11 protein-coding genes and 2 pseudogenes are annotated in these 11,957 nt (G+C 41.2%); 6 read left to right on the top strand and 7 right to left on the bottom strand.

Annotated features, from left to right (window positions below; genetic code table 11):
- The first annotated feature begins 356 nt into the window (after positions 1 to 356).
- The 5 genes and pseudogenes from BGL89_RS11570 (at position 357) to BGL89_RS11550 (ending at position 5,181) form a co-directional block, all read left to right on the top strand.
- On the top strand, positions 357 to 1,250 hold the full coding sequence (locus BGL89_RS11570; RefSeq protein ID WP_286825827.1) for an aspartoacylase: 894 nt from the start codon (positions 357 to 359) through the stop codon (positions 1,248 to 1,250).
- 55 nt (positions 1,251 to 1,305) lie between these two features.
- The gene (locus tag BGL89_RS11565; RefSeq protein ID WP_286825826.1) at positions 1,306 to 2,628 is read left to right on the top strand and encodes a serine/threonine protein kinase; all 1,323 of its coding nucleotides are present in this window, start codon (positions 1,306 to 1,308) and stop codon (positions 2,626 to 2,628) included.
- Between the two features lie 237 nt (positions 2,629 to 2,865).
- A complete protein-coding gene (locus BGL89_RS11560) occupies positions 2,866 to 4,110 on the top strand; it encodes an ATP-binding protein (protein ID WP_286825825.1) in 1,245 nt (414 codons plus the stop codon).
- A 46-nt stretch (positions 4,111 to 4,156) separates the two neighbouring features.
- Positions 4,157 to 4,629, top strand: a pseudogene (locus tag BGL89_RS11555) (Uma2 family endonuclease).
- Between the two features lie 79 nt (positions 4,630 to 4,708).
- A pseudogene (locus tag BGL89_RS11550) lies at positions 4,709 to 5,181 on the top strand (Uma2 family endonuclease).
- 13 nt (positions 5,182 to 5,194) lie between these two features.
- Here BGL89_RS11550 and BGL89_RS11545 read toward each other — a convergent pair.
- The gene (locus tag BGL89_RS11545; protein WP_286825824.1) at positions 5,195 to 6,682 is read right to left on the bottom strand and encodes a DUF3084 domain-containing protein; all 1,488 of its coding nucleotides are present in this window, start codon (positions 6,680 to 6,682) and stop codon (positions 5,195 to 5,197) included.
- Between the two features lie 7 nt (positions 6,683 to 6,689).
- Entirely contained in the window at positions 6,690 to 7,367 is a 678-nt protein-coding gene (gene ntcA / locus BGL89_RS11540) for a global nitrogen regulator NtcA (protein ID WP_002750097.1), read from the bottom strand.
- A gap of 214 nt (positions 7,368 to 7,581) precedes the next feature.
- Here ntcA and fabI point away from each other — a divergent pair, with 214 nt between their 5' ends.
- Positions 7,582 to 8,358: an enoyl-ACP reductase FabI gene (gene fabI / locus BGL89_RS11535; RefSeq protein ID WP_002740281.1), complete on the top strand. Its 777-nt coding sequence runs from the start codon at positions 7,582 to 7,584 to the stop codon at positions 8,356 to 8,358.
- A 6-nt stretch (positions 8,359 to 8,364) separates the two neighbouring features.
- Here fabI and BGL89_RS11530 read toward each other — a convergent pair whose 3' ends face one another.
- The 5 genes from BGL89_RS11530 to BGL89_RS11510 form a co-directional block, all read right to left on the bottom strand.
- Positions 8,365 to 8,619 (bottom strand): PIN domain-containing protein, encoded by a 255-nt coding sequence (locus tag BGL89_RS11530; protein WP_286825823.1) that lies wholly within the window; start codon positions 8,617 to 8,619, stop codon positions 8,365 to 8,367.
- Entirely contained in the window at positions 8,616 to 8,894 is a 279-nt protein-coding gene (locus BGL89_RS11525; RefSeq protein ID WP_286825822.1) for a UPF0175 family protein, read from the bottom strand. Before BGL89_RS11525 ends, BGL89_RS11530 begins: the two co-directional genes overlap by 4 nt.
- 145 nt (positions 8,895 to 9,039) lie before the next feature.
- Positions 9,040 to 9,348, bottom strand: coding sequence for a hypothetical protein (locus BGL89_RS11520; RefSeq protein ID WP_286825821.1), 309 nt, complete (start codon positions 9,346 to 9,348; stop codon positions 9,040 to 9,042).
- 7 nt (positions 9,349 to 9,355) lie between these two features.
- Positions 9,356 to 9,895 (bottom strand): hypothetical protein, encoded by a 540-nt coding sequence (locus BGL89_RS11515; RefSeq protein WP_286825820.1) that lies wholly within the window; start codon positions 9,893 to 9,895, stop codon positions 9,356 to 9,358.
- A 4-nt stretch (positions 9,896 to 9,899) separates the two neighbouring features.
- The coding region (locus BGL89_RS11510; protein ID WP_286825819.1) for a CHAT domain-containing protein at positions 9,900 to 11,957 on the bottom strand (2,058 nt) is incomplete at its 5' end.

Raw genomic sequence — 11,957 nt, 5'->3', positions numbered from 1 at the left:
ACCTGCTTGGTGCATCTCATTTTTGTAAATCTACTAAGCTGGGATTTTTAAAGGGAAACTCTCTGCTAAAATTGGGTATTACTTCCGATTTTATCAATCAATCCAAGCTTTTGGGGGGTTCTACCCCCCAAACCCCCCGCGCATTAGCTTAACTGTGAGATGCTTACAGGCGATTGTTCATATTTTTGTACCAATTTAAGAGTCACTGATAATTGCTGATTGTTGGTATTTCTGCAAATGTGAGACGCACCCAACCTGCCCCTCCTGACTCCCCTTTTTTAAGACTTATAATTGTTATTTATCTAGGGCAATGTTGACCTAGATAAATAATTACAACTTCTCAAAACTTATAAAAAATGATCGAGCAGAAAACTACTATTAAAAATCTGGCTTTAATTGCAGGTGTGCATGGCAATGAACTAACTCCCGCTTATTTGGTTGAATATCTGCAAAACTCACCTAATCTTATTGCTCGCAGCAGTTTTCAATCCTACAGTCTCATCGCTAATCCCTTAGCCCTAAAGCAACGGGTTAGATATATCGATACGGATTTAAATCGTTGTTTTAACCAAAAAGATTTAGTTAATCCCGATTGTCAGCAATACGAACAAAAACGAGCTAAAAAAATAGTCAAAGAAATCCGAGAAAAATCCATCGATTTATTAATAGATATTCACAGCACCACATCTAACATGATGCTGGCGATTATTTATTCTAACCCCCATCCTTGGCTATTAAAACTCTTTACCTATCTGACTAAAATTAATCCTGAGGTGCGCTTAATTTATCATCCCGTCAGCGAGGAAGAAAATCATTTTCTGAAAGGAATTTGTCCCCTAGCTTTTACCCTAGAAATCGGTCCAATTGACCATGGTATCATCTGTCCCTATCTTTTTCGTCAAACCGAAACACTTATCTATCAAATCCTAGACTATATCGAACAGGAAAATTATCTGGCAGCCCATCTCGATACTTTCAGCGAATCCCTAATAGTTTACCAACGTTTAGGCTCGATCGATTATCCTAGGGATGAACAGGGTGAAATTAAAGCCATGTTACATCCTGAGATTCTTCAACGAGATTATCAGGCAATTCAACCTAATCAACCGATTTTTCTAGGATTTGATGGTCAGGAAATTATCCATCGTGGGGAATCTGAATTATATCCTATCTTTGTCGGAGAATCTTCCTATAAAGAAAAAGGAATCGCCCTTTGTTGGACAGCCAAAAAACAAATCGATATTAATTAGTACCAGACAGCAGTTTTCCTGACAAAAAACCGGTCTAAATAAGGGAAAAGCCACTATGACCTTTACTTCTGATTCTCTTTTAGCTGAACGTTACCAACTGCAACAACGCCTAGGCAATACCGCTATCGGTCGTCAAACTTGGTTAGCTATCGATGTATTATCCCAAGAATCAGTAATTATTAAACTCCTCGCTTTTAGTCCCCAGATGGAGTGGGAAGAATTAAAATTATTTGAACGGGAGGCAGCCGTCTTAGCTTCTCTCCATCATCCCCGTATTCCCCGCTATCGCGATTATTTTTCCCTCGATAAAAATCAAGGTGACGGGATTCCTTGGTTTGTGCTTGTACAAGATTATATACCAGGAGAATCCCTAAGCGATCGCTTAGAAAGGGGGCAACGTTTCACCGCTACGGTAATTCGGACTATTGCCCAAGAAGTTCTCGAAATTCTCATTTATTTGCACGAATTATCGCCCCCAGTATTACATCGAGATATTAAACCTAGTAATTTAATTATTAACTCAGAAAATAACGTTTATTTAGTAGATTTTGGGGCAGTCCAGTCCCGCGGTGCAGTAACAGGAGTTACTTTTACTGTGGTGGGGACGAGTGGTTATGCACCCCTAGAACAATTTTGGGGCCGGGCAGTTCCCAGTTCTGATTTATATGCCTTAGGTATGACTTTAATTCATTTATTGACGGGAATTGTCCCCATAGAATTGCCCCACCGCAACTCTAAAATTCAATTTCGCCAACTGGTGACAATCGATGATGATTTAAGCGATTGGTTAGAAACTATAACCGATATAGCGGTAGAAAAGCGGTTTAAAAGTGCCAGAGAAGCTCTGAAATTTCTCCAACATCCCTACTATCGCCAAGCATCAAGTTTAGTCGATCCTAAGAAATTACCAAAACCTCCCCACAGTTCCATCCGTATTGCTAAACACCGGGATAATTTAGAGATTAATTTACCCCCAAAAATTAAGCTACCTTCCGATGCAGCTACCCTCTGGTCTTTGGCGATTGTCCTTACTGTCACTGTTTTTATCTCCCCGATTCTTACCTTTATTATAGCTCTAATTGATTTTATTTGTTTGCGGGAGATGCAATTAATTCTTACCCCTCAAGAAGTTTTAATTAAATATAAAGTCTTCAATTTTATCTACAAAAAATTTGCTTTTAAAACTCAAGATTTATGGGGTATTTTTCTCCATAGCAACGGCACAGAAGGTAACTATCAGATTCGTCTGCGGACGGCTAAAAATTATTATCTTATCGGTCAGAATCTCCGCGAGGATGAATGTCTCTGGTTAGGACAGGAAATCCAAGATTGGTTAAATTTTATCAAATATAGCGTTTCTCCTCAAGATGATGTGTAACCTGACAGGGTATCATCGACCGTCTCCCCAAAACGAAAACTTTGCACCTCACCATGAAGATAACTGAGAATCAATTCAAGAAATCCCCGGAATTAGTCGGTAGGCATTTTTCCCTTTTTAAGCTTAATCTTGCAGATATCGCCCTATCTTGATAGAATGATAACTGATTGGCATTCCCTCGGCTACAAGGCGGCAATTATTAAATCGGATTAGTTAGTTATTAATGGAGAATTAAAAATGAACTCTGAAATTTACAAAAAAGTCAGCTTGTTAGTTTTGTATCAAGGGGTTTTTGATAATGCTATTGGCCAGGCATTTATTACCCTATTATCTACGGATAATGTTGCCGATTTTCTCAAAGCTTATGGTCAATGTTTTCAAGCTTTAGCATCTAAAAATATCAGTTGGAATGATTTTCTAGTCGAACAAATTTTATTAGATGATAATCCCTTTAGTCAACAGGTACAGAAAAAAAGTGTTTGGGAGTTACCCGAATCTTTAATTGATGGCGTTAAACAGGATTTATCTATCCTCCATTCTCTTTATAACTCTAGCATTTATAGCCTAAGCAGTTCGACAGTTTTTGAACAAATTAAATTTCTAATTTTCCCCGCTTGGGAAGTGGACAATAAATTAGAAAGTTTCCTGCATTCCAGTTCAGATTGGACGGAATTAGTCGAAGATTTAGCCGATTATTATCGCGAATGTGGTACAGGAATTTTTGCCCGTTATCAAGCTTTAAGGTGGCAAGAAGGCAGATTACAAGGAATTACTCATCCCGATCCCGTACAGATTCAAGAAATAGTCGGTTATGAAATGCCTAAGGAAACCTTGATTAAAAACACTGAGTTTTTATTGGCAGGTTATCCCGCTTTAAATGTCTTACTCTATGGCAGCCGTGGTTCAGGAAAATCCTCTTTAGTCAAGGGATTATTGCAAAAATATCATAGTCAGGGATTGCGCTTAATTGAAGTGGCAAAATCGCAATTAAAAGACCTACCATTAATTATTGAAATCCTGCGAGATTTGCCACAAAAATTTATTATCTTTGTCGATGATTTATCCTTTGAAGAAGACGATGAAGCTTTTAAAGCTTTAAAAGTTGTTTTAGAGGGAAGCATCACCGCTAGACCGAAAAATGTCGTAGTTTATGCCACTTCTAATCGCCGACATTTAGTCAGAGAGTTTTTTGCCGATCGACCCCGACCAAAAGATGGGGATGAAGTGCATAATTGGGACACAGTACAAGAAAAATTATCCTTTAGTGATCGCTTTGGTTTAACCCTAACTTTTGAACCTGCTAATCAAGAAAAATATTTAAAAATAGTGCGTCATTTAGCAGGTTTAGCTAAATTAAAAATTAGCTTAGAAGACTTAGAATTTCGTGCCAAACAATGGGCAACCCAACATAATGGGCGATCGGGAAGAACTGCTAGACAATTTATTGATTTTCTGCAAGGGGAATTAGCATTAAATAGGTAGCATTAATTGTGTTATGATTAAATAAAAGAAGCTCTAATCTAGAAAAATGTTGACTCAATCTCCCCCCAAAACTCTCAGCTTAGAAGAATATCGTAATTTAGAAACTATAGCCGAGGTTAAACACGAATATCACGACGGGGAAATTATCGAGATGACAGGGGGAAGCATCAATCATAATAGTATTCTCATTAATCTGATTGTCCTGCTAAAATTAGCTTTAAGAGGAACTAATTATCGTCTTCAATCTAGCGATCTACGTCTATGGATACCCCAGTATAATCGCGGTTTATACCCAGATTTAATGATCATTGCTGGGGAACCATTATTTAGTGATAATCGCAACGATGAAATTTTAAATCCCTGTCTAATTATCGAAGTTTTATCCCCTTCCACCTCCAGTTATGATCGAGGTGATAAATTTCGTTAGAATACATCCCAGCTAGGGGAATTATCTCTCTGGATTCCTTAGGAATTAGCTTAAATCTTGCCGATATTTACGAAGGAATTGATTTTAATTGAGGAATAATTTATGAATGATAACCTTTTTTCTATGATCTAGGTTATAATCAGGAGGATTAAAAATTCTGTGACAGAGAAAATGCTAACTCGATCTCCTACCAAAACCCTCAGCTTAGAAGAATATCGTAATTTAGAAACTAGCGCAGAAACTAAACACGAATATCACGACGGGGAAATTATCGAGATGACGGGGGGAAGCATCAATCATAATCGACTGGTACGCAATTTAATTCGCTTGTTAGACAATGCTTTAAGGAAAACTATTTATGAAGTCTTTCCCAGTGATTTGCGACTATGGATACCCCAGTATAATCGCGGTTTATACCCAGATTTAATGATCATTGCGGGGGAACCATTATTTAGTGATAATCGCAACGATGAAATTTTAAATCCCTGTCTAATTATCGAAGTTTTATCACCTTCCACCTCCAGTTATGATCGAGGTGATAAGAATACATCCCAGCTAGGGGAATTATCTCTCTGGATTCCTTAGGAATTAGCTTAAATCTTGCCGATATTTACGAAGGAATTGATTTTAATCTCAACTCCTAACTTTAGCTATCTTTTAAGAAGACGTACTAAAAACAATTTTACCATCTTTTACCGCTACTAAACGCAAAGTTAAAGGTCCAGATGTATTCGTTTTACTAGCAGCAATTGCCTCAAGTGTCTCGATAGAATTACCCGACTTTTTGACTTGACCAATAAAGTTAACTACCGTAGTTAATAACCCATCTTCCACTTGAATTGACCCTAAAACTCCCGCACTTCTAGCGCGAAATTGAGCCGAAGCTAAAAGTAAATCTAAGCGCTTTTGTAGGTCTTCTTCTGTCATATTTTGGGGATCGATAGAAACGGCAGCGATTACCTGTTTCTCCTCAAAAACTCTTTGATTGGGAACCACATCAGCAAAGACACGAATCTCGCTTTCTCCTAAGACATAATTACCTGCTGAAAGGATTCTCACCACATATTCTTTACCGTCCTGTAATTGTTGACTTAACTGTTCTACCTGTGCTTTTGTGATCTTAATTAAACGCTGGTCAAAATTAGGCTGATTCGGTTGGGTAGCACGGATAGCATTTATATTCGCTTCTCGCAATAACTTATCAATAACAGCGACAATAGCTTGGGGATCAACAATACGAAAAGCTCCAAAAGATAATACCTGTCCCCGGAAAATAGCGATTTGTTTTTCCCGCAATTCTTGATAGGTTTGATAGTATTGTTCTAAAACTTCCACTTCCCGCTTAAGAAAAGCCATTTGGGTTTCTAAATCTTTTAATTTTCCCTCACGCTGTTCCAAAGCTAAATTTTTATCCACAATCGAACGATCGAGTTCTCCAATACGTTGATCCCGGCGATCAATTTCTAGCTGTAGGGTTTTTTGTTGAGTCTCTAACTGTTGAAGTCGCGCTTGTCTAGCTGTTAATAACTTTTGTTGATTAGCCAACTCTTTATCTCTAACTTGAACGGTGGTTTGTAGTTGATTTATCTGACTAGAAAGAATTGATTTTTGTTGGAACAATTGCTCCCGTTGACTGGTTAACTGTGCCTTTTGATTAGTTAAAATGACTCGTTCATTGTTTAAATTAGCCACTTCCTTACGAAACTTTTCCAACTGTCCCGAAACTAATCGCAAACGTTGACGAGAAGCTTGATAATTTTTGTTAAGAACCTCTAGACGTTTCTGCACAGCTATCTGTTCACTTTTAGCCGTTTTTAAAGCCTTTTCCACCTGATTTTTTTGTTCGGTGGTTTTTCTTACCTGACTTTCCAAATCCTTAATAGCGGCACGACGTTCATTTAAAAGACGATCCAGTTCAAAAACCCCTTGACGCAGGGATTTACTAGAAGCAAACAAGACAATTAAAGTCGAACCGGCGATCAAAATTCCCGTTACAATCGTCATTAAAGTTGCGGTTTGTTTCGGACGCAGATTAAATAAACGCATCCTTTTCTTACCGATACGACTCCCTATGCGATCGCCAACCGCCGCTATCAGACCACCTAAAACCACGATGGCCAAAACTAAAATATAAGCGCTAGTCATCCAGAATTTAAGTAAATTGTTGACTGAGAGCGACGGGATTATGGACAGTAATTTTCTTCTTGTAAATTGAGACCATTTCTTGATCCCGCAGCTCTCCCAATAAACGGGTGACAGTGACGCGGGTAGAACCGATCGCTTCTGCGATCGCTTGGTGAGACAATTTTAGATCAACCCGGATGCCATCGGTGGTGGGAACCCCAAAATCACGACAGAGAATTAATAAAAAACTGACCAAACGTGAACCCATATCCCGGTGAGCCAAGGTTTCGATCATCATTTCCGTTTGCAGAATCCGCGAGGACAACCCCTGCAACATCAACATTGATAAATCGGGATTATTGCGGAGGGACCTTTCTACCTGCTCGATCGGGGCCGAGAGTAATTCTACCGGAGTAAAAGCCACGGCATGATAAAAACGATCCGATCGCTGACCAGTGAGTAAGGATAGCACACCAAAGACGCTATTTTCCCGCAGTAGAGCCACGGTAATTTCTTCTCCCGCTTCATAGACTCGCGATAACTTAACCGCTCCTTTAAGCAAAAAATAGACTCTTTCGGCCGGATCTCCCGGGAAAAAGATAGTTTTGCCACGCTCGAACAATTCCACCACCGGGGGGAAATTGCCGCTGCCGATTCGACGGAACACATCTGCTAGGGGTTTATCTTGTATTAATGATAAGTCCATCTCACATCCAAAAAAGGGGAAAATTGTTTTTATTATGCAACGAGTGTCACCTCTATTAAACATAACCGCTGCCTAAACTGGGAAAAGTTTTGGGCGCTTTTTGCCAGACAATGGGGAAGGGGTGATCATTGCTGCCCCCTTATCTGTATCCCTATTATACCGAATCTCGCTGGGGTCGGCTATTGGGGAGATTTTTGTAAGAGAAACGAGAACTATGTTAGATTTAACGGGAAAAAACGCCCTAGTGACAGGAATTGCCAATAATCGCTCGATCGCTTGGGGAATTGCCCAACAACTCCATCAAGCTGGTGCAAATATCGGTGTCACCTATCTCCCCGACGAAAAAGGCCGCTTTGAGAAAAAAGTGCGAGAATTGGCCGATGAACTTAATCCCGCTTTTTATGTCCCCTGCGATGTCCAAAATGACCAACAGGTAGAAGATACTTTCGCTACAGTGGCGGAAAAATGGGGTAAACTGGATATTTTGATTCACTGTCTCGCTTTTGCCGATAAAGAGGGTTTAACGGGCGATTTTACCGCCATTCCTCGGGAAGCTTTCACTAAGTCCCTAGATATTAGCACTTTTTCCCTAACCCGTCTAGCGCGATCGGCTAAACCTTTGATGACGGAAGGGGGAAGTATTATCACTCTTACCTATCTCGGCGGTGTAAAAGTAATTCCTAACTATAATTTAATGGGGGTAGCAAAAGCTGGTTTAGAAATGAGTGTTCGCTATTTAGCCGCGGAATTAGGTGGCCAAAAGATCCGAGTTAACGGTATTTCTGCCGGTCCAATTCGCACCTTAGCATCTTCGGCCGTGGGGGGAATTCTTGATATGATCCATCATGTGGAAGAAATCGCGCCTTTACATCGCACGGTGACACAAATTGAGGTGGGAAATACGGCCGCTTTTTTAGCCAGTGATCTTTCCAGTGGTATTACCGGACAGATTATTTATGTAGATTCCGGTTACGAAATTATGGGAATGTAGTTTTATTCAGTTATTAGTTATTAGTGTCACGAGGTTCTGAAGGGGGATTTTTGACTTCTTTGGGGTTAATTGCGATCGGACTGAAGGTTCGTTTAGTTTTTTAACAATCCATTGCTGAAGAATGGCCGGTGCATCTGCATCAAGCATTTCACCGCGAACCACATCGGGAATGATAATCTGTCCAAATAAGCGGGGGAATAGGTCGATCTGGTCAATGAGCAGTAAATAGTTGATAGGTGAGGTATCAGAAACGACTATCATAAAAGACTATGATCGTGTTTGTTGCGAAGTTGCTGAAGAGTCTTGCGATCGCTCTCTAGATCGACTTCATCGTAATGTAAATCGGTATCATGGTTTTTTAAAAAAGCATCCACCACCCAACGAGAAGATAGACCTAAAATACGTCCGACCTCGGCACTGGTGATTTTTTCCGATCGGTAGGCCTGCACCACCAAAGCCTCTAAAATTTCACGGGGAAGATTATTGTAGTTGTAATGTTGAAGCAATTCATCGGGAATATCGATAGTAATTTTCATGATTTAGCTTCCTTTTTTTTGGGGTTTACTGATAATGTTTATAGAACATAGGTTGGATTGAAGCATGAAACCCAACGCCCCCATTCTACACCTTCTCAACAGAATTTAGTATAACTTTTGGATATGGATAAAGCTGGTATTCCTATTAGTTCGCTTCAAATAATTTCCAAATCTCTTTAATAGAAATATAGATACCGAGAAGAGCCGCTAACAAAAGAAGGATTTGACTATCCGAGCCAAGGCAATTCTGAAAATTTTCATCGGTTAACACTTTATAGACCACCTTAGACATTGCCAATACAGCCGATAAACTCAACCCAGAAACGAAAAGAATTTCTAGATAAGATTTATTGTTTCCCCGTCTTGGCTGTTTTTTTGTAACCAGTGCCACGCTTGCGGTAATGACCAAGGTTCCGATTAACAAAAGAAAGTTTTCAATGTTAACAATCTTCATCAAAAATTTATGCTGATTTTGTTTTTCTAAAGGTAATATACCATCCGCAGCCCGCCGCTAATATCGCACCAATAAACGCGCCGTAAACTCCCGCAATCGCTCCCCCTAGGGCCGCACCTCCCACCGTCACCACCATCAGGCGATCGGCTTTATCCCAAAATCGAGAAGAAGTAGCACCCCCCCTATCAAGGGGGAATCGGGCTAATTTTTGGGCAGTTTTTACCCAATCTTGGCTAGGAATAACATCATTAATAAATATGGTCTCGAAATCTAAACTATCGGGAAAAATGACGCTTAAACTTTTGGTGCGTTCTTGGTTAGCATAGGCTGCGTCTAATTCTTCGATCGCTTTTTTATAAGCTTTTTCTAGGGGAGGATAACCCTTGACAAGTTGCCGCAATTGTGTTGCTGCCTGGGGTTGTTCTTCCCTTAGTAATCGTCTAATTGCTTCGAGCGATCGCTGTAGATATTCTGGCAAGGGTTCAGTCTGCTGTGCGAGGGCGATTAGCAGCGCTTCAAGATCGATAATTGTTTTGGGAATTTCCATAAGTTTAGTCCTGTCCAGTCAGGGTATAGGCTGCCCAATGGTAAGGATCGCTATATTCTGTTAGTTGATCTAGCCCTATTGTACTGCCTTCCTTCAAAGTATTCGCCGCCCTCACCTCCAGTCGATCGACCCCTTCCATTAGGGAGGGAAGTAGCCGAAGTTGCTCGATCCAGTCAGCTAGTTGCTGCCAAGTGATGTTTTTTAACCAATTTTGTGTATTTTTCAGAGCTAGAGCCGGGGATTCACCCGCTAATAATCTTTGATAGAAGTTAATCATAAACCAAGCGCTAGAAATCTCCTTCACCGGCCAGAGGGTACTGACCACATTAGTCGCACCGGCTGCCAAGAAAGCACTGACGAGGCCGACGTATTCGGTGGTAATGCCATCCTTACCGGTGAGAGCAGTTTCACAGGCAGCCAGACAGACGAGACGGTAACTAGAGAGGTTCAGTCCGTTGATATCCCGGACAGTCAATAAACCATCGCTAAGGGCGATCGCAGAGGCTTGGGGGCGAAAAGAGTCATAAAAGCCGTGACCGGTGAAATGGAAGGTTTTATAGGCATTTTCGAGGGCTTTGCGGACATTTTCCCGTGAGGCCTTTTTCGGGCTAATTCTCGCGCTCGGTTGCAGGATATGGCTAATAATCGCCGATTCCAGTTGGGCGAAATCCATGGGTTTTTGCTCCGTTTTGGGGTCTTCGACACTGAGGAGGGGAGAATAGGAGAAATCGCCGGACTGGGGACGCAAACCGACCTGAGCAGAGGGGAGATAGGTGGCGGTGTATTTTTCGGGGAAGAGGGTATGTAGGGGGAAGCGGTGCAGATCCCGGTGGGGGATGAGAATGAGGGAATTAACGGAAACCGGCAAATGTGCGAGAATTTTATCGATCTGTAAAATCCGCTTTAATTGGGCAAAACGGTCATTAAGTGACAATCTCCAAGGGTGATTTTGTTTATTCTCCGTTTCTTTTTTACTAGCATAGTCGCGGTATTGTTTATCCCATTCGGTTAACCAAGTCCGAAACTGTCGCGCCTGTTGATAACGTTGCTCTCTTTCCAGAATTACGGGATCAGCGTCTGCGGTGATAATAAAGGTGGTGAGATTGTCCTCGCTGAGATACCAGTAAATAATCGCCTTATCCGGACTTGTCAGGCTTTGGATAGTGGCATAATCGGGACTGGTGGGGTTTTCTTGCCAATTATCGAGAATCCAAGTCAAGCAACGATTTTTATAAAATTCTGCCTGTTCAATTGCGTCTAGGGGATGATTTTCCTCGATCAGTAAATCGATTTCTAGGTGACTAAAACTGCTGAATTTGGCCTCAAAAGCGGGTTTATCGCCTTTCTGGGCGCGTAGTCGGGTGAAAAGGTCGCGTCCCTGTTGTTGATAGAATCGCGCTTGAGTGATTTCCTGTAAGGAAAGATGAGCGCGGATCAATCCTTGCAGAATTTTTAAATGATCTTCGGGGAAGTCTTTTTCGGTGAGAATCGGTAAAGCGATTTGATAATGTCGGATTGCGTCGCGACAATAGGGACTAGCTTTCTCTTTATATCGGGAATGTTCCAGATAAGCTCCCCCTAGATAGCGATAAATTTGCCCCCACGGAGGCGATCCTTGAACGAGGTGGGGAAGTGCCTCCCGGAGGCCGAAAAGATGGGGTTCTCGGTCATTAAGGGCTACTATCGGTTTACGATAAATGAGAGCTTCTAGACTAGGAGTAGAAATGCGATTTTTGCTCAGAGAACAAATGTCCGCCCCTCGGTTGTACCAAGCTTCATGGTAATCGGGTTTAATTTCTAAAGCTCGATCGTAGGATGCGATCGCTTCTTCATACCTTCCTAAATGACCTAACGCACTCCCTCGGTTGTTCCAAGCATAATGGTAATCGGGTTTAATTTCTAAAGCTTGATCAAAGGATGCGATCGCTTGTTCATACCTTCCTAAATGACCTAACGCACTCCCTCGGTTGTTCCAAGCTTCATGGTCATCGGGTTTAATTTCTAAAGCTTGATCGTAGGATGCGATCGCTTGTTCATACCTTCCTAAGTTATCTAACACAAC

This window comes from Microcystis sp. LSC13-02 (assembly GCA_002282935.1).
GTDB lineage: Bacteria > Cyanobacteriota > Cyanobacteriia > Cyanobacteriales > Microcystaceae > Microcystis.
Note: the sequence above shows the minus strand (reverse complement) of the source record. Positions and strands in the feature narration are given on the sequence as shown.